14 protein-coding genes are annotated in these 19,654 nt (G+C 48.2%); 7 read left to right on the top strand and 7 right to left on the bottom strand.

Going from position 1 to position 19,654, the window contains the following annotated elements; all coding sequences use genetic code 11:
• The first annotated feature begins 16 nt into the window (after positions 1 to 16).
• From EL262_RS06720 to EL262_RS06710, 3 genes are read left to right on the top strand one after another with little or no spacing between them, the layout of a single operon-like run.
• Positions 17 to 1,228, top strand: coding sequence for a zinc metalloprotease (locus EL262_RS06720; protein ID WP_025837283.1), 1,212 nt, complete (start codon positions 17 to 19; stop codon positions 1,226 to 1,228).
• Positions 1,191 to 2,249 (top strand): lysophospholipid acyltransferase family protein, encoded by a 1,059-nt coding sequence (locus tag EL262_RS06715; RefSeq protein WP_025837285.1) that lies wholly within the window; start codon positions 1,191 to 1,193, stop codon positions 2,247 to 2,249. The genes EL262_RS06720 and EL262_RS06715 overlap by 38 nt, the downstream gene beginning before the upstream one ends.
• Positions 2,246 to 4,546: an outer membrane beta-barrel protein gene (locus EL262_RS06710; RefSeq protein WP_025837287.1), complete on the top strand. Its 2,301-nt coding sequence runs from the start codon at positions 2,246 to 2,248 to the stop codon at positions 4,544 to 4,546. The genes EL262_RS06715 and EL262_RS06710 overlap by 4 nt, the downstream gene beginning before the upstream one ends.
• Positions 4,547 to 4,551: 5 nt before the next feature.
• Here EL262_RS06710 and EL262_RS06705 read toward each other — a convergent pair whose 3' ends face one another.
• The 5 genes from EL262_RS06705 to EL262_RS06685 form a co-directional block, all read right to left on the bottom strand.
• Positions 4,552 to 4,971: a plasmid mobilization protein gene (locus EL262_RS06705; protein WP_025837290.1), complete on the bottom strand. Its 420-nt coding sequence runs from the start codon at positions 4,969 to 4,971 to the stop codon at positions 4,552 to 4,554.
• Between the two features lie 333 nt (positions 4,972 to 5,304).
• A complete protein-coding gene (locus tag EL262_RS06700; protein WP_025837292.1) occupies positions 5,305 to 5,613 on the bottom strand; it encodes a helix-turn-helix domain-containing protein in 309 nt (102 codons plus the stop codon).
• A 7-nt stretch (positions 5,614 to 5,620) separates the two neighbouring features.
• Entirely contained in the window at positions 5,621 to 5,890 is a 270-nt protein-coding gene (locus EL262_RS06695; protein ID WP_025837294.1) for a helix-turn-helix domain-containing protein, read from the bottom strand.
• A gap of 585 nt (positions 5,891 to 6,475) precedes the next feature.
• The gene (locus EL262_RS06690) at positions 6,476 to 7,765 is read right to left on the bottom strand and encodes a site-specific integrase (protein ID WP_025837296.1); all 1,290 of its coding nucleotides are present in this window, start codon (positions 7,763 to 7,765) and stop codon (positions 6,476 to 6,478) included.
• A 10-nt stretch (positions 7,766 to 7,775) separates the two neighbouring features.
• A complete protein-coding gene (locus EL262_RS06685) occupies positions 7,776 to 9,029 on the bottom strand; it encodes a site-specific integrase (RefSeq protein WP_025837298.1) in 1,254 nt (417 codons plus the stop codon).
• A gap of 441 nt (positions 9,030 to 9,470) precedes the next feature.
• Between EL262_RS06685 and EL262_RS06680 the strand changes: the two genes are divergently transcribed.
• From EL262_RS06680 to mutS, 3 genes are all read left to right on the top strand, one after another.
• Entirely contained in the window at positions 9,471 to 11,621 is a 2,151-nt protein-coding gene (locus EL262_RS06680) for an Ig-like domain-containing domain (protein WP_036853409.1), read from the top strand.
• Between the two features lie 24 nt (positions 11,622 to 11,645).
• Positions 11,646 to 12,941 carry a phosphatase PAP2 family protein gene (locus tag EL262_RS06675; RefSeq protein WP_078735678.1) on the top strand — a complete coding sequence of 432 codons (1,296 nt, stop codon included), beginning with the start codon at positions 11,646 to 11,648 and terminating at the stop codon, positions 12,939 to 12,941.
• Between the two features lie 74 nt (positions 12,942 to 13,015).
• A complete protein-coding gene (mutS, locus tag EL262_RS06670; RefSeq protein ID WP_025837305.1) occupies positions 13,016 to 15,655 on the top strand; it encodes a DNA mismatch repair protein MutS in 2,640 nt (879 codons plus the stop codon).
• A gap of 170 nt (positions 15,656 to 15,825) precedes the next feature.
• Here mutS and mnmC2 read toward each other — a convergent pair whose 3' ends face one another.
• Positions 15,826 to 16,500: a tRNA (5-methylaminomethyl-2-thiouridine)(34)-methyltransferase MnmC2 gene (mnmC2, locus tag EL262_RS06665; RefSeq protein ID WP_078735679.1), complete on the bottom strand. Its 675-nt coding sequence runs from the start codon at positions 16,498 to 16,500 to the stop codon at positions 15,826 to 15,828.
• Positions 16,497 to 16,898, bottom strand: coding sequence for a MerR family transcriptional regulator (locus EL262_RS06660; protein ID WP_025837307.1), 402 nt, complete (start codon positions 16,896 to 16,898; stop codon positions 16,497 to 16,499). The genes mnmC2 and EL262_RS06660 overlap by 4 nt, the downstream gene beginning before the upstream one ends.
• 116 nt (positions 16,899 to 17,014) lie before the next feature.
• On the opposite strand from EL262_RS06660, the gene alaS reads away from it, so the two are divergent.
• Complete coding sequence (alaS, locus tag EL262_RS06655; protein ID WP_078735681.1) at positions 17,015 to 19,648, top strand: alanine--tRNA ligase; 2,634 nt, start codon at positions 17,015 to 17,017, stop codon at positions 19,646 to 19,648.
• The last annotated feature ends 6 nt before the right edge of the window (positions 19,649 to 19,654 follow it).

The raw sequence follows: 19,654 nt of genomic DNA, 5'->3' as shown, positions 1-19,654 counted from the left end.
TATAGATTTTTGTAAAATGGAATCTGCAAAAAACGAAAGGGAAATTAGTGTTTCTCAGCAAAAAAAAGGTGTTTGGAATGTATCATACAAAGGAAGATATTTTCAGGTTAATGATATTACGAAACATCTAATTATTTGTATTATTAAGGGGCTTTCAAACGAAGATACTCTGCATAGTGTATCAAAAAAATTTAGCGATATACGATTAGAACACTCTGATATAGATTTGGTTAGAAAAAAGATGGAATCAATAGAGGAGAGTCATATTTGCCACAAAAGTGCATACATAAAATTCAAGAAAACATTAGTTCGGCTAGAAGAGAAGAGGTGTACGACTCTATTAAAAAGATTGTCATCGCTTTTTGACACAAAGGTTGTTGTTGTTGTGATGGCAACATTTTTTTCTCTTTTATTATTGCGACATAGGGATTTATTTTGCGTAAATCGCCATGAATTATTCGCTACAATAAAAAGTAATCCGTTTTTGGTGCTTCTCTATATTGTAATAAGTATTGGAATCATATTTATACATGAGATGGGGCATGCTGTAGCTTCTGAACGCTACAAGGTTTCCCCAAAAGAAATTGGTTTTGGATTTTATCTTTATTTCCCAGTATTTTTCACTGATGTCTCTAGATCATGGATGGCAACAAGACGCCAACGAATTGTGATTGATGTTGCAGGATTTTATTTTCAAATAATATCAATGACAATTCTTTTGCTGTTTTCTTTTCTGTATACAATGCCAAACCATATACTTTTTGCTATAATACTTGACAATTTAATTGTTATTATATATAATATGAATCCATTATTTCGATTTGATGGATATTGGATTTTTAGCGACATTTTCGGCATAACTAACTTGAGAAATAAAAGTTACTTTGCTATAGCGGAAATAGTATTGTGGATTGGGGCTAAGTTTCGACAATGTAATCAGAGAGAATTTTCATACCCAATTCTTGTATATCTCTATTCTTGTATTAGCCTTCTTTTTGTTTTTACGATGGTTTCCACCTTTGTCATATTTGCCTTTAGACGTTTAGTGACATTAATATCAATGCTAATGCAGAATTCTATTCCTTCTGATAATAGTATTTGGATATTCCTTATCTCTACAATACTATTATTTGTGGGAGTTTATTTTTCATCAATTTCGGTAATACAAACAACTAATACAATAAAAAAGTATGTCTTACAACTACGCAAAGAAAGTAGCATCGATTAACTCAATTATCGAGAAAAGATTAAAGGACGGAGAGAATACCCTTCAGAGAGCTATGATAATTGCGTCTCTAAAGCGTTTCTATCCCGAATTAAAAGAAGAACAGTATGATAGTTTTCTTCGTTCTGTTTTGATAAATCAAGAATTGGCATGGCAAGAACAGTCAGATGTAAGCATACTGACCTATTGCACAATATCAGACAACCTTGATCACTTACATACCCCCGCAATTTATTGTTCTTTTCATTTGTCTTCATACAGATTGAGTCTATTGTATTTGCTAACTCTAAAGAAACCTATTACATTATTGGCATCGCAAAAAGTAATTGATTCTCAGAAAGAAATAATTAGTAAATATTCAAGTCTTGCGTCAGGAAATTCTCCAGTGAAACTTATAAATGCAAATTCTCCTCATTCATTATTATCCATGGCAAAAGATCTCAAAGATGGAAGGAGTTTATTTGTATTTATAGATGGGAATACAGGAGTTGGAATTGCTACAGAAGAAACAAAGTTAACATCTGTTAGAATATTAGAATCGGAAATTCTTGCTCGTTCTGGAGTTGCCCATTTGGCTCTTATTACCAATACTCCCATTGTGCCAATCATCACTTTTAGAAATGAAGGAGAATATCCTTCAATTAAGGTGTTTCCTAAACTATTGCCATCTGAGCGATATACAGATCGGAGTATTGAGGCAGATTTGCTAACACGAAAAATATATTCTATTGCAGATCCTTTACTTAAGAAATATCCAGAACAATGGGAGCCGTGGCTGTATCTGTATAATTTTGTTTCAAAGAATCATTCCAAATCCAACAATGTGAAAATATTCAAATTCAACAAAAACAGGTATTTGTTTTGGAATAATAAAAACAAGTCATATTTAATTGACAATGTCGACTACTCTGTAATCGAATTAGACTCTAATACGACAGAAGAATTACAGAAAGATGTGATTTGCATAGAAAACATTCAAGATAGCATACTAAGAAATTTAATTAATAATCAGATCATCATATGAAAAGAAGTTTCATTGTATTCCTATTCATTCTCTCTTCGATAGTATCTCTATCTGCTCAGTCTGTAGTTGAGACAAGAGGTTCCATTGTCGACAAGGCTGGAGATCCTCTGATCGGAGCTGTCATCTTTTTTAGGAATGTGGCTGATAGCCTTGCTACATTCCCTGCGGTTACTGATAGAAATGGGTGCTTCAAGCAACTTTTAGCACCATCTCGGTACTCCTATTCGATCTCTTATTTGGGAGAAGAGTATAACCCGAAGTCCAATCTGTTGACCATAAAGGATCAGCCCATAGACATAGGCACTATTAAGATCTCTGTGAGGGCTGTTCAATTAGGGGAAGTCGTAGTAAGGGTAAATCGTCCCTTCGTCTCATATAAAGGGGTAAACCCTGTGTATAATCTAAATGCCAATCCAAGTATGAAGGGTAGCAACCTATTGGATGGTATCAAACATCTACCTGGCATCTATCAGAGAGAGGGGGCAGGACTGAGCGCTTATGGCATTTATGATGTGACTATTGCTCTGAATGGTCGTGTGTTATTGCTCCCAAAAGAAGAAGTTCTCTCCTATCTTACCACCTTTAACACGAGCGATGTCGAGAGCGTGGAGGTAATACGTAATCCTGGACCAGAATATGGAAACAACTTAGATATTGTACTCAATATCATAACCAAAAAGAAATCTTGGCAAGACGAGTCCAATATCTTTGTCTCCTCGGATATTACTTCTCAGAGAGGAGATCTTTTCTCAGAAGCATTAAGAGGAAGATTTAACCTAAACAAAGGGATCTCTCGCAACTATCTCTCTGCTTCGATCTCTAATCTCAATCGCAAGGAAACCTTAGAGACTACTTTTGGTGTTGATACCACAACGATCACTCCTCGTAGACTTTATGGCATAGAAGCTGGCTCGGATCTTCAGTTGTCCAAGAGTTCTCTATTAGGTGGTCGAATAGGCTTATCTAAGATTACGGAGGCTCTGAGAAACAATCACACGTCACAGGTAAATCTTGACAGGAATGTCGTAACGGGGACTCTATATCATCACTTTAACAGAGACAATTGGGCTTGGGATGTTAATGGGGATATGCTGTTTAGTAAGAGTGATATCTTGTATCAATCACTCCAAGAGGCAGCTTCCTCTGAGCATGATAATAGAACTCAATCTTATCGTGCCACATCAAACTTCTTCTATCGATTCTCTCCTTCTTTCAAGATACAGACAGGCATTATCAGTAGTCACACTTTGCTTAATGAGAGAGCTCAAAAAGGAGAGCTGGATCTGAGATATAGAGAGCATCAAAACTCCGTCTATGCCACACTCTATTATCAGCATAAGAGCATAAACGGACGAATGGGGGTACAGCTTAATAACGACATTCGAGCCTTATCGGGAGTCTTTTCTCAGGACAAAGCACAGAGATGGAGCTGGTGGAATTGGCAACCTTACTTTAGTGTGGATTATAGCATCGCTCGGCATCATTTACTCTCGTTAGTCTTATCGTCCTATTACAATCGCCCACAGTTTAGAGACCTACTACCATATACTTCAGGATCTTCGGGCTTCTTGAAGCGAAAAGGCAATCCCGATCTGAAGAACAGTTTTAGATACAACCTATCGCTCACTTACTCCTTTATGAGGGCTGCCAGTCTTGAATTCAGCTATTCGGACGAACGCCTTCCTATTGTCGAGATGATAAGTCGGCAAGGAAGTAACTACTACCTCTCTCGCAATAATTTGGATAGGAGTCAATACATCAGAGTCGTTGCAGGACTGCCTATTCCTATTATTAACAATCAGGATCTAGGGATAAATTGGCTTGCTTCCACCTACTTTGCATTTCATCGACAATTTGACAGAGGGGTGGTCAACGATAGCCACATAGATAGAACGTTCAATGCTTATTATCTGATGCACAGTCAGAGTCTAAGCCTCCCGAAGAATTGGAACATCTTAGCACAAGCAACCTATTATAGTCCTCTGTTTATGGGAGTATACCAGACTACCAAACCGCAATGGTGGATTGATCTGACCGTGAGCAAACGGATTGCCAACTGGAAATTTTCCCTCTCAGGGCGAGACCTTCTGAATAGCAATATAGCCGAAGGACAAGTCGTAGGACTACCCATGGAGATGCACTTCAAGAAGAATTGGCACCAGCCTTCTGTCACTCTTTCTATCTCCTTATTTATTGGGAATGATAAGCTAAAAGGGACCCGAAAGATGAACACATCAGAAAGTGCCGACAGAATTGTATCAACGGCTGATGAAAGCATTTCTTTGCAGAAAAAATAAAGATATCATCCAAATCTATCAGCATACTCTTCAGTCAGTTTGATCGCTTGCAGTTGGAGTTTGATGAGGAGAGCGGAGTACTTTTCTAGTTTGCGGAGCATCCGCTGTGCAGTGGCGATGGAATGGTAGCTATTAAGCGTTTTGGTTGCTTCGTTGTAGAGAATGCCAATCTTATAAGTTAGGGTTACTATACTAGAGAGTTCACGCAGATATTTCTCCGCTGACTTATCCTCTGTTATCACTTTGAATGTCTCTCCGAGGAGTCTTGCCCTAACAAAGTCACTCTTTGATTTTGCACCCGACCTTTGGTAAAGGTCAATGACCTTCTGTTGGTCTTTAGGATTGGGTAATCTGATGTGCCATCTGTCCCATTTGGGACAAGTGGCACATCTGCCGTCTGGCTTGTCCGTTTTCTTTTCTTTCATTGTTCTTTAATCACGACTTTGGAGTGATTTAATCCCCTTTCGGGTCAAGGGGCTTTGTGCGACAAATGTTAATTTGTGGTACAAAGACACACCTTGCCAATATCAAGATTGGGGTATGCTTGGGTCGCTGATTGCTCAGCATTCAGTAAGTCTGTTAGTTCTTGAGTTCAGAGTTTGCTGTGTAATTCCAAAACGCAGTTCAGAGGTCATTATATGGTTTCAAAATTGAGTTCAGAGGTAGTTGTATGAGTTACTCTGGGACTTGGTCTAAATAGACTAACTGACCAATTGACCAACTGACCTAAGTCTATTCTGACCTGAGTTGGTCTAATCCTACTTCCTGACTGTTAGAATGGGGTTATAATGCCTTTCGAGCATCGCTTGGATGTCGCTCTGCTTATACAATATCTTGCCTCCTATCTTGTAAAAAGCTAAGACGCCATTGCTTCGGTACTCTTGGAGTGTTCGACTGCTAAGTTTAAGCAATTCGCAGACTTCCTCGCCAGTGAGGAAGACCTCTCCGCCTAACATTGGGCGAGCCGAGGCACAATAACGCTCCAATTTGGCTAATACTCCCTCCATCATTTGAGTAAACACCAGTATCTGAGGGTCTTCTCTTGTAATCATTTCATTCTCTGCCATAATGGGTTCATTCAGTTTTTGAGTTCAATGCTTCTGTGATGTCACTCTCTTTGTAGTAGCACTTATGCCCAATCATTGAGAAGGGGATTTTGCCTGTATCTCTGAGCGTCTGCAAGGTTCGCTTGCTGATGCTCAGTCTACGGCAGACGGCTTCGTTGTCGAGCCACGCTTCTGTTTGGGGCGGATTACCAATGAACTGCTCCACTCGGTGGATAAAGTCGGCAAAGGAGGAACGGAGCATCTCCCACGCTTTGCCCTCTACGATGATAATTCTCATTGCTTCGGTTGGTTTTAGGTTGCGTTCTTGATTTAGTGCAAGCAAGGGCTATCGCTCTCGCCTGCTTTGTTATTTGAGGGCAAAATTAGGCGGAGAAATGCAGTCCTCAATGGGCTGTAGATGAAGGCAGAAAGTCAAGGAAATGACAAGAAACGAAGCCTCTCCAATAGGCTTGTATTGCGGTAATGAGATGAGGTGTTGGCTCGTTCCTATGGGCGAGAATTATAAGTTTGAGATGTCGATTTGTCGATAAATCGATAAATCGATAAATCGAACGTTCGATTTATCAAGAGTTTTATAATCTGTTTGAGCGATAGCCAGCACGATTGTTTGAGCTACCTCTCAACCGATAGTCAGAGCGATAGATAGCTTTAAGCCTTGCTTGCGTCCAAAGAGCCTGAGTCTGTCGTGTTCGTTCGGGCTTTTCTCTCGAGGGCGGTCTTGCCGAGCAAGGTGGGAGGGAATGAATACTACCGCTATAATACAAGAAGTCCTGCGGTAGAGATTCTTCCCTCCCTCCGCAGGACTTGACCTTGATAGGCAAACAGACCGCCCTTGTACCTTTGCCCGATATGAATACGACCCTTAGGCGGTGGACGGCTCGGCTTGGTTGGATATTGACTTCTTTCTTGGTGGACAAACTCGCAAGGCTTTGCGTAGCGTCTGTGTCTGCTCGCTTCCCATTAAGGGGAGCATCTCCTTGGCGATTTTCTGCTTGCTGACTTTGGCATATAGCTCCGTAGTGGAGATAAAGCGATGCCCTAACATTTTACTCACTGTCTCAATCGGTAAGCCGTTCTCCAAACAAATGGTCGTGGCAAAGGTATGTCGTGCCATGTGCGAACTTACTTCTGTCGATGTTGAGCAACCAGCCTTAACGAGCAGCTCACGAATTTTACGATTGAAATAGCAGTTTACTGGGAACTCTCGAAAGTATAGCCCCTCAGTGCGTCCTTGCCCTACAAAGGCGAGTATCTCCTCCGCAATAGGCAGGAGTGGTACAATGCAACAATTCTGCGTCTTGGTGCGGTAGAGCGAGATGTATCTGCGTCCATCGCTAAGGGTATAGATGTCCTCCATACGCAGTTTCTTGATGTCTGAGAAAGCCAAACCAGTGAAGCATCCCAAAAGGAATATCAGTCGGTGGTGGTTATCCATAGAGCGGTGCGGACGATAAGCCAATAGTTTCTGTAAGTCGTCTCCGCTAAGGCTATTTCGCTCGTAGGTGGGTGTTTCGATGTCTATGAGTTCAAATGGGTCTTCTCGCATATAGTCCTCCATAATAGCCCTACGGACAACTTGATGCAAATGCCTAAGACGATTAGCAACACTGCTTGCTTTATTACCTAAATCACGAAGCATATAGAGGCGATAGTCCTCTATCAAAGCCTTATCCACTTCGTAGGGTAAGCATCGCCTCTTTCCCTTGCTGTCAAGGAAACGAGCAAAGCTCTTGCAACTATCCCCAAAGGCTCTAATCGTAGCCTTGCTAAGCGTCTTACCGCTCTGTGCCTCCTTCTCTTGGAGTAGCGAGCTATAAAGCTCCACGAGCGTTTGTTGGGGCTTGTTCTGACGCAGATGCTGCTCTTTGAGGTACTCGGCTGTGATGTAATGCTCCTCTCGGAGAATACGCTCATAGAGTGCATTCAATCCCTGCTCAGTTGCATTCAGTGTGTTATTGATGCCTTGTGCTGTGGGAGCGGAGCTTTTTACTTGCCCCCTCTTGGCTTGCCAATCTTCGGGGGCAGTATATTGCTTGGTAGAGAATGAGGAGGTTTTACCATTGCAGGAGATACGACAGCGGATAAGACACAGCCCCTCCTCGTTAGTCTTGCTTCGGTCTATATAAAACAGAACTGAGAATGTACTTTTCATTGTGGTAGGCTTAGTTGGTTAAACGATAGTGGGCTATTTCGGGAAGAATACGCTCTACATCTCTAAACACACGCTCGGGAGAAGTCTCGGCATAGACTTGTGTAGTCTTGATTTGACTATGCCCTAACATCTTCGACACACTCTCGATAGATACCCCTTCAGATAGGGTCATCTGCGAGGCAAAAGTGTGGCGAGCCATATGGAAGGTTAATCGTTTAGAGATTTTGCAGAGCTTGGCAATCTTCTTGAGGTGGATATTGACGGTATCTGCCCCAGGAATGGGTAGAAGATAACCCTTGGGCGGTTCGTGCCGAAAAGCTCGGTTGTGAATACCTTTGTATTGCTCAATGAGGGCAGATGCCTCGGGCAAGAGTGGTATGTGGCACATATTGCCAGTCTTGACTCGTGGTTTGCGTATCCAAGTCATACCACCTTCTTCGATAAGATGCTCTGCTGTGAGGTGGTAAATATCCGTGTAAGACAAGCCCGTATAGCAAGAGAAGACGAACATATCCCTTGATACCAGCTCATAATCGCCCAGTTGCGTTTCGTCTAAGGCTACGATACGCAGGAGTTCCTCCTTGGTAATGTAGCGTGGCGAGCCAACATCCCAACGGATAGAATAGCCTAAGAAAGGGTAAGAGTCGATGATGTGCCGTTTGTGTAGGTCTTTCAGTAGCGATGCCAGCATAGAGAGGTAGCCAGCCGTGGTATTGAGTTTGTATCCCAGCTCACGAGAGAAATAACCCTCGAAATCCTCTATAAAGGCTCTGTCGGCTTTGGGTGCAGGCACATCGCCCATTCGATGGCGGTGTTTGATAAAGGCTTCGAGATGGTTGCGGAATTGCAAAAGGCACTTATACCTTCGCTCACTGCGGTCTATGCCCACACGCTCACGAAAGCGTGCGAGGTATTCCTCCAAATGATAGAGTAAACCTTGGCTACCGCTGTTTAGCCCAAACACAAGGGCTTTGACCGCCTCTGCCGTTACCGCTTCGCCTTGCTTACGCTGTAAGCCCTCAAAGGCTCGATGGACGGAAACTTGCAAGCGGTCGAGCTCAGTATTCACGGACACGGCTTCGGCACTCTTGCCTACAAGCCTATTCTTACGGCTATCCCATAGCTTGGGCGAGCAACTTGTCTTGCAACTAAACTGTACCATTGTTCGCCCCACACTTAGGCGAGCCATAATGGGGCTTTTGCCGTCTTTGCTCTGCGTACTTCGCTTGAGGTAGAAGAGCAACTTCAATGTCTTTTCTTTCATCGTTGTTTTTGTTTACAAAGTTAGACCTCTAAGAGATAGTTGTCGCTGCGCAAAACGCTGAAAACGAATGAGAAAGCATCGTTTTAGTTGCCACTTTTTTCCTCTTCTTGCCAAAGCCTCAAAAGGGGAACGATTTGGTAACTAAACTCGCTCCTTTTACCGCCCTTTTTCGCCTTTTATCCTCGGTGCAAGGTGGTGCAGATATACTCAATCTTATCTGTTAATCAGATAGATAGCATTTCTCTGCTATTCCTTGCTCCCAACTCTCATATTTCCGCACAAAACTGCAAGTGTCAGGGAATTTATGCCCCGTATTCCAACGATTTTTCATAAGTTTGTGTGTTATGTCCGAGACAAGGATATGGCATTTGGTGATGAAACAAAGCAACCCTTCGGCCGTCAAGGGCTCGGGAGGGGACAAACGATATAGTGAATAGGAATATGAAGATAATGCGGACGGGCTCACCGTTATTCATCTTGTTGGGGACTTTTATCCTCGCTCTTGTGCTCATCTTCGGCTGTGCGAATAGGATGACACCCGGAGGAGGCCCTTATGATGAGACTCCGCCTAAGCTGTTGAAGGCTGTGCCGGAAATCCGTGCAACGAACATCAAGAGTCAGAAGATCAATCTCTACTTCGACGAGTACATCAAGGTCAAGGATGTCTCCAAGAAGGTCATCATCTCTCCACCACAGTTACAGATGCCACGTATCTCCGCCATCGGAAAGCGTGTCGTGGTGGAGCTGCAGGATACCCTCTTGCCCAATACGACTTACACCATCGACTTCACCGATGCGGTGGTAGACAACAATGAGGAGAACCCTCTCGAAAACTTCTCCTTCGCCTTCAGTACAGGCAGTGTCATTGACACGATGGAGATCTCCGGACATGTCATGGATGCTCGTACCCACGAGCCTGTCCAAGGTGTATTGATAGGTATTCACCCTGATACGGCAGGTGTGAGGGCGTTCAAGGATACGGTCTTCCTCCGTATGTCAAGGTCTTCGGATCGTTCTTTCTTTGTCTTGCGCAACATCAAGCACGGAAGATACAAGGTCTTTGCCCTCAAGGAGAGTGATGGCAACTATCGCTATGACAATCCCACGGATGGGATAGCCTTCCTTGACTCTGCGGTCTTGACGACTTCCGTCCCTGCCATGCGCAACGACACGATCCGTAAGGACTCTCTCACCATAGATACAATCATCCCCGTACAATACACGAGATATCTCCCCGACGACTTGGTGTTGAGGTTCTATACGGCCAAGACGGAGCGTCGTTTCTTGAAGAAGAGGGAGCGTAAGGATTCGATGATGATCGAGCTGGAGTTCAATGACGTGGTGACGATACCGCCTACCGTGCGCCCCCTCGGGCCGGACTCACTCTTCGCTCGTCCCGATAGTGTAGCTGCTCGCTCAGCCGTGGCGGACATCCACGACGGCAACAAGGTCTCTGTCTATCTCCTCGACAAGGTGTGGCAGAAGGCGGACTCGTTCCTCGTTACGTACAATTCGATCGACAGTCTCAACCTCCCCATCCTGGTCACAGACAGTCTCTCTCTCCGTCCGCCCAAGATCAAGCAAGACAAGAAGGAGAAAGAGAAGAAAGAGGATAAAAAGAAATCTCAAACGGACAAAAAGAAGTCCAATCCAACGAATACGGAGTCTCTCTCATCCCCCAATGACTCCATAGCTCCCACTGACTTTCTCGGCATGACTGCCGGCGATCTTCCTCCCGGAGCCGATGTCGGTGATCAGGCAGAGGGTGCCTCTGTGGCAGAGAAGGAGCCGTCTCCTCTCAAAGTGACCTTCAACCGTGCAGGTAACGGCGGTGTAGTGGACTCTATGACGTTCAAGACGACCTTACCCATAGACTCTACCGCCCTCAAAGGGATCTCCCTCTTCCACCGTAAGGATTCGATCCTCACCAAGGTGCCTTGGATACGGGTGATGATGAAGCCGGGGAGTGTGACCCAAGGTATATTGGAGGCTAAGTTGGACTACAAGAAAGACTACGAAGTGCACTTCGATTCACTCCTCTTTGTCGATATCGCAGGCAATCACTTGGATGCGACACAGATAGATAAGTTTACGGTGAAGCCTTCGGGAGACTTCTCCCAGTTGGAGATAGCAGTCACCGGAGTGTCGGGGGCAAAGGTCTTCGAATTGCTCGACGAGAAAGACAAGGTCATCAGAGTGCTCCCCGTCACCGGGAACAACGTTATATTCAGAGATCTCTTACCGGCGAAGTACGGTGTGCGTATGTATCTCGACCGCAATGCCAATGGCGTGTGGGATGTGGGAGACTACGATAAGGGTGAGCAGCCCGAAGAGGTCTTCTATCTCCCCAAGCTCATCGAAGTGCTCAAGAACTGGAAGATGAAGGAGAATTGGGTGCCGAGGGCGACACCTCTGCGCGAGCAAAAGCCAAAAGAATTGATACAGACAAAGTTTGAAGAAAAGAAACGTCGTGACCTCAACAAACAGCGTGAGGAGGAGATGCGCCGTCGTCGCAGTGGAAGCGGCGGTGGCTTCGGTGGCGGTCTTGAAGGGGCTTTGGGTGGTCTCCGTCAGGGAGTCAATCAATTTTAGGATCGGGGGGAGCTTGCGACAGTGATGAGATCTGTACTTGCCATCGCACTTTGCTTTTTGTCCGTCCTTCATCTCCGAGCCCAAGGTCTCGGGGAACAGATGGATGTGACGCACAGGAAGGACAGCCTCTTGGGGACTTTGCCCCGAGCGACTTATGTCCCTTACGTGCAGGCCGAACCCCTCTCAGCCATCATCATCCCGGCTCAGGTCACTCTCGGTATGGGCTTCATGATGTGGGAAGAGGATCGTAGTGTGAGGAGCTTGAGGCATCATTATATCGGAGGGTTCAAGACAAGGCTCGACGACTATACACAGCTCGTGCCTTTGGCTGTGACTTGGGGCTTGTTGGGTATGGGCAAGGCCGGACGCTCTCAGACGGTCTGGGAGTCCTTTGTGGCACAAGCCTCATCGTTTGCGATACTCACTGCAATCATACAGGGAGGCAAGTACTCTATCGGTCGTCTGCGCCCCGATGCTTCGGCGCACAACTCTCTTCCTTCGGGGCATACAGGTACAGCCTTTGCTTGCGCTGCCATCCTGGATGCCGAGTATGGACAGCAATATCCGTGGCTGGCAGGGATAGGTTATGGCGTGGCGACCCTCACGGGGATGTCACGCATCGCCAACAACCGTCATTGGGGTACCGATGTCCTTGCCGGTGCTTCGGTAGGGCTTTCGTCCGTGTACTTGGGCTACTTCCTCTCTGATTGGATTTTTGGGCGAAAGAGAGTTTGTCTGACGAAGCCCTTTGCTCTCGGCGAATCCTCTCCTTTCCTATTGAGTCTGGACAACGCACGGACCGGACTCTTCAAGAGGGTCGGAGCTTTTTCGCCCGACAGGCCGATGCTATCTCTTGGTCTTTCGGCTCGTGTGCCGGTGTATAAGAACCTCGGTACGGTGGTGCAGGCCAGGATCTTCAGAGGCGAAAACAGCGAACGCCACGAACACCTCAATGCCCATGCGCTCCTTGTCGGTCTGTCGTACATGAGACCCATCCTCGGCGGACGGATGTGGTGGGATCTGGAGACCGGTGCAGGCTATCTCTCTGCAGGTCGTGTAGGCAAGATCTTGACAGTAAGTGCCGATGGGATGGAGATCGAGGACTATACCTGTGCATCGGCCATTGTCAAGATCGGTGGAGGACTGACCCTCGTCACCCACCGTACCTTCGGGATGAGGGTGGGGGCAGGTTATCTCTTCGCGCCCTCGGCTCTCCCTGCCGAAGGGCTCCTCGGACGGCACAACAACGGCTATGAGGTCGGGCTCAGTCTATCTTACCTGCTTGACATCCATTCCCACATGGCCAAACGGACGAAGTAGACCCTACGAAAAAAGGTTGTACAACTTTCTTTTCAACACATTATCGAGAATACAAGAAGAAAAAACATATACTTATGTGTGCTAAGATCGCAGAGACACCGATGATGTCTCAATACAATGCCATCAAACAACGACATCCGGATGCCATCCTTTTGTTTCGTGTCGGGGACTTCTATGAGACCTTCTCTACCGATGCGATAGAGGTGTCGGGGTTGTTGGGGATCACCCTCACGAAGCGCGCCAACGGCTCTGCCAGCCATGTCGAACTCGCAGGCTTCCCTCACCATGCCTTGGACACGTATCTCCCTAAGCTCGTCGCCCTCGGCAAACGTGTCGCCATCTGCGATCAGATGGAAAACCCCAAGCTCACCAAGAAGCTCGTCAAACGTGAAGTCACAGAGCTGGTGACTCCCGGCTTGACGATGAACGATACCGTCCTCGTCTCGAATACGAACAACTTCCTTGCGGCCGTTGTCCTCGGAGCCGGCAAGGCCGGTGTGGCATTCCTCGATCTTTCGACGGGCGAATTTCTCACCTCTCAAGGTTATGTCGACGACATCGACAAGCTCATCCACAACTTCAATCCCAAGGAGGTTCTCATCAAGCGTGGCACGGAGCATGAGATCACTCGCCACTTCGGTGACAAGCTCAACATCTATCCCCTCGAAGACTGGGTCTTTACCGAAGATTATGGTCGAGACCGTCTGATGAAGCACTTCGAGCTGCACCACCTCAAAGGGCTCGGCATAGAGACCAACACCCTCTCCATCATCGCCTGCGGTACGATCCTCTACTACCTCCAAGCCACTTGTCACGAAGAACTCGGACACATCACCTCTCTTCGTAAGATCGAAGAGGACCACTTCGTCCGTCTTGATAAATTTACCCTCCGCAACTTGGAGATCCTCAACCCCATCTCTGACGAAGGGGTCTCTCTCATCAATGTGCTTGATGCCACTCGCACCCCCATGGGGGGGCGGCTCTTGAGGCGTTGGACGGTATTTCCGCTGCTCGATCCTGTCGAGATATCGAAGAGGCAGACGGCAGTCAGAGCACTCCTCGACATGCCCGAAGAGGCAGCCCGACTCGATGATCTCCTTTGTGGTATCGGGGATATTGAGCGTCTCTCCTCGAAGGTTGCCGTATCTCGCATCAACCCTCGTGAGATGCTTCAGATGGCGACAGCACTTCGCATCATGCGCCCCATCAAAGATATGCTCCAGGCTTCCACAGTCTCTTCGCTCAAGGATCTCGCCATCACGCTCGACCCTTGTGACGAGTTGGCACAGAAGATAGAGGACTACATCAATCCCGATGCACCCATAGCCCTTGGACGTGGTGCCGTCATCCGTGATGGTGTCAATGCCGAGCTCGATGCCCTTCGCGAGATCTCCGGTGGAGGTAAGGATTATCTGATGCAGATCCGTGCACGTGAGTCGGAGCGTACAGGCATCCCCAACCTAAAGATTGCCTTCAACAATGTCTTCGGTTACTTCATCGAGGTCCGCAACACCCACAAAGACAAGGTCCCCGAAGATTGGATCCGCAAGCAGACTCTCGTCAATGCCGAGCGTTATATCACACAAGAACTCAAAGAGTATGAGCAAAAGATCCTCGGTGCGGAAGAAAAGATCCAAGCCCTCGAAGCCGAGATCTTCGCAGGCCTTATGAACACCCTCGGAGGGTATATGCGCATCCTTCAGAGCAATGCCATGGTGATCTCCACCATCGACGTGCTCAATAGCTTTGCAAAGATTGCGAAGGCCAACGACTATCACTGCCCCATCGTCGACAACAGCGAAGTCATCGACATCAAGGAGGGGCGTCACCCTGTCATCGAACGCCTCCTCCCTGCCGGTGAGGTTTATGTCCCCAACGATGTCTATCTCGACACCGACGGCACTCAGATCATCGTCATCACGGGGCCCAATATGTCGGGTAAGTCAGCACTCTTGAGACAGACTGCTCTCATCACCCTCATGGCTCAGATCGGTTCGTTCGTCCCTGCACGCTCGGCAAGGATAGGTATCGTCGATCGCATCTTCACCCGTGTAGGAGCTTCGGACAACATATCCCGAGGAGAGTCCACATTCATGGTCGAGATGACCGAGTCTGCCGCTATCCTCAACAACCTCACACGTCGCAGTCTCATCCTCATCGACGAGCTCGGTCGTGGTACCAGCACCTATGACGGCATCTCCATCGCAAGAGCCATCGTCGAGTACCTTCACGAGCATCCCAATGGTCGTGCCAAGACCCTCTTTGCGACCCATTATCACGAACTCAACGAGCTCGAAAGCATCTATCCTCGTATCCACAACTTCAATGTCTCGGTCAAGGAGAGTGACGGTAAAGTCATCTTCATGCGCAAGCTCATCCCCGGTGGTAGTGAACACAGCTTCGGTATCCATGTCGCACAGCTTGCAGGGATGCCTCGCCCCATCGTCTCTCGTGCCGAGGAGATCCTTGAGACCTTGGAGACAGCAGCGGCTAAGATGCGTTCGGAAGAGTCTCTGTCGATCACGAAGATACCCTCGACCACAACCCCGGCGGCCGAACAGCCCTACCAACTCAGCTTCTTCCAGCTCGATGACCCTGTCCTCGGGCAGATACGCAGCGAGATCACAGACATAGACATCAACAGCCTCACCCCGCTCGAAGCCCTTAACAAACTCAACGAGATCAAGAAAGCCCTCACCGGCAAGAGCAACTGATTATCGACCTCCTGCCCACATGAAAAAAAGTCGTAGGACTTGATGAGGAAAGTCGTACGATTTGGTGGCGAAAGTCGTAGGACTTGATTTCGGCACTTGTACGAGTTGATTTGGGATGCGTGTAGGAGGTCTCTGTGGGGAGACGAGAGGGCGGATGGCGAATGTGGAGACTATGGTTTGTGACAGACGAGGATCTCGCGCTTGCCTCCCGGAGGACCGGGCGTGCGGAAGACCTCGAAGCCTACCGACTGAAAGGCTCTGCGGACTGCCCCCTTGGCGCAGTAGGTGGAGAGGTAAGCACCCGAAGCACAACAGTCGTAGAGACGTCGGAGCTGTTCGATTTCCCAAAGTTCGGGACACTTCTCGGGCGAGAATGCATCCATATACACGGCAGTGGCGAGAGGTGTGGGAGGGGTGACCGAGCGTGCATCGGCTTGGATCTTGTGGAGTCTGAACCTTGGGGTGATCTCCACCACTTCGCCCCAAGGAGCTGCATGGAGTCTGCGGAGCCATGACCTTTCGGTTTCGTCAAAGGAGTTGGCAAACGCCACTGCGAGTTCGTCCGAGATAGGGAAGAGTTCGTATGTCGTGTAGAGGACCTCGTAGTCGGGATGTCGCTCGGTATGGAGGAGTGAGAGCAGGGCGTTGAGCCCTGTGCCGAAGCCTATCTCAAGGACACTCTTGGGGCTTGTCTCGCCACGAACGAGCGCATTGTCTATGAAGACATGGAGTGACTCGGCTCTTGCACCGAAGCAGGAGTGATAGTGTTCGTCGAGGGCTTCGTTGTAGAGGGTAGTACTGCCGTCTTGGGTGCGCTCGATCTTGTGTGTCGGGGATGCGGTCATTGGGTGCTGTCAGATGGACGTGTGGGCTTCTGTTCCATGAGGAGTGTGGCACTTTCGGAGATCTTTCTCAACCTCTCGGCGATGTTTTTGAGGTGATCGATGACTTTGACCTCGATTTCGGTGGTGTCCACGTGCAGACGAGAGAGGGCTGCCTTGAGGGTGAAGCCTTTGTCATAGATGAGATAGTTCAGTTTGTCGATGACGATGAGATGCTCACGATGATAGTAGCGAGTGCCCGAAGCCGAGCGTCGGGGTTTGAACGCACCCTCCTGCTCCCAGTACCTGATCGTCACCTCAGAGATGCCGTACATCTGTGCGACTTCGCTGATGGTATAGCAGAGCTTCATGTCGGTCTTGTTTTTCCAGTCGACCTGTACTGTTTTTTTCTTCGTTCTCATCACTATACATGTATCTATATTATAGAGACAAAGATATAAATTTGTAACTTTGCATAGAGCCTTTGGTAGGCTCTTATTTGACTCATTTTGCGCAACAAAAACAGAATACAACATATATGTACACTTCGAAGCAGATCAGACAGCTGTTCTTGGACTTCTTCAAGTCCAAAGGACATCATATCGTACCATCGGCACCGATGGTCATCAAGGACGACCCTACACTCATGTTTACCAACGCCGGGATGAATCAGTTCAAGGATGTCATCTTGGGCAATACTCCTATCAAATATCCTCGTGTGGCAGACTCTCAGAAGTGCCTCCGTGTCAGCGGTAAGCACAACGACCTCGAAGAGGTGGGACGTGACACGTACCACCACACGATGTTCGAGATGTTGGGCAACTGGTCGTTCGGAGACTACTTCAAGAAGGAGGCCATCGAGTATGCGTGGGAGCTCCTTGTCGATGTGTACAAGCTCGATCCCGATCGTCTCTATGTCACCGTCTTTGAGGGTGCGCCCGAAGAAGGATTGGAGCGAGACAATGAGGCAGAGGCATTTTGGCGTCGTGTCCTTCCTGCTGATCGTATCATCAATGGCAACAAGAAGGACAACTTCTGGGAGATGGGCGACACAGGGCCTTGCGGTCCTTGCTCGGAGATACACATAGACCTCCGCAGTGATGCCGAACGTGCGGCAGTACCCGGTGTCTCCCTCGTCAACCACGACCACCCTCAGGTGATCGAGATATGGAACCTCGTCTTCATGCAATACAATCGCATGGCGGATGGTCGTCTGGAAGCACTCCCCAACAAGGTCATCGACACAGGTATGGGCTTCGAGCGTCTCTGTATGGCTCTCCAAGGCAAGACCTCGAACTATGACACCGATGTCTTCACACCCATGATTTCTGCGATCTCTTCGCTCGTACATGTCCCTTATGGCCATACCGAAGCGCAGGACATCGCCATGCGTGTCATCGCAGACCACATACGCACGATAGCGTTTTCGATCACGGATGGTCAACTTCCGTCGAATGCCAAGGCGGGCTATGTCATCCGCCGTATCCTTCGTCGTGCCGTGAGGTATGGATATACCTTCCTCGGTCAGAAGCAGGCGTTTGTCTACAAGCTCGTACCCGTCCTCTTGTCTTCGATGGGTGAGGCTTATCCCGAGCTCGTTCAGCAAGAACAAATCATCACAAAGGTCATCAAGGAGGAGGAAGAGTCCTTCTTGCGCACACTGGAGACCGGTATACACATCCTCGACTCTTATGTCGAAAAGGAGATGGATGGGGGCAAGAAGTCTTCTGTCCTCCCCGGGTCAGTCCTTTTCGAACTGTATGACACTTACGGCTTCCCCGTGGACCTCACCGAACTCATCCTTAGAGAGAAGGGGTTGACTGCCGATGTGGCAGGCTTCGAGACGGAGATGCAGAAGCAGAAAGAGCGTGCACGCAACGCCGCTGCCATCGAGGCGGACGACTGGGTCATGGTAGGCGAGGGCGATGTGGACTTCGTGGGCTACGATCACAATGAGAGCAAGACCCACATCGTGCGTTACCGCAAGATCAAGAAGAAGGGTAAAGACCTCTATCAGGTCATCTTGACGCATTCGCCTTTCTATGCTGAGATGGGTGGACAGATCGGTGACCGTGGCGAGCTCCGTGGTATGGCGAACCAAGAGGTCGTCTATGTCGAGGATACCGTCCGTGAGAACAACCTCCCCATCCATATCATGACGAAGCTCCCTGCGGATCTCACTCAGGAGTTTCACGCGAGCATCGACAGCCGTCGTCGCCGTCGCATCGAGAGCAACCACTCTGCGACACACCTCATGCACCTTGCGTTGCGCCAAGTCCTTGGCACTCACGTAGAGCAGAAGGGGTCGTTCGTGTCCGACGATGTCCTCCGCTTCGACTTCTCACACTTCTCCAAGATGACGAGAGAAGAGATCCGCAAGGTCGAAAACCTTGTCTCTGATATGATCCGTGCCAACTTCCCCATCGACGAACGCCGCTGTGTACCGATGAGTGAAGCGAAAGAGATGGGGGCGATGGCGCTCTTCGGTGAGAAGTATGGTGAGGAGGTACGTGTCATCCGCTTCGGTGACTCCATCGAACTTTGTGGGGGGACACACGTCCCTGCGACAGGAGTCATCGGTAGTTTCCGTATCGTCAGCGAGTCATCCATCGCCGCAGGTATCCGTCGTATCGAAGCTGTCACGGGCGAAGCTGCGGACGCTTACAACGACAAATTACAAGATCTGATCTACGACCTCCAAGGGCTCTTCCAAAACTCGCCCAACCTCAAACAAGCCGTACAGAAGCTCATCTCCGAAGATGAGCAGATCCGCAAGGAACTGCGTGAAGCCATGGATGAGCGTAAGGAGCGTCTCAAAAAAGAACTTCTCGCTGCGCCAAAGGTGGTCGGCGATGTTCACGTGTATGTAGTACCGTTCACACTCAAGGCAGATATCGCCAAGGACATAGCATTTGCGGTCAAAGCGGCAGAGACAAAGGAGTTTGTCTACATCGCCAATAGCATCGATAGCGACAAGTGCACACTGACCCTCATGCTCAGCGAAGGGCTTGTCGCTCAGGGACACAATGCTTCGAACCTCGTGAGAGCTGCAGGTAAGTTCATCCAAGGTGGAGGGGGCGGTCAGCCGGCCTTCGCTACAGCAGGAGGGAAGCGTCCCGAAGGGCTCAGCGAAGCGAACAACTTCATCCTTGCCGAACTCGGACTTCAATAATCTTCA

Origin of the sequence: Porphyromonas cangingivalis, from assembly GCF_900638305.1 — a bacterium.
GTDB classification, from domain to species: domain Bacteria; phylum Bacteroidota; class Bacteroidia; order Bacteroidales; family Porphyromonadaceae; genus Porphyromonas_A; species Porphyromonas_A cangingivalis.
This window is presented reverse-complemented; position numbering and strand designations above follow the sequence as displayed.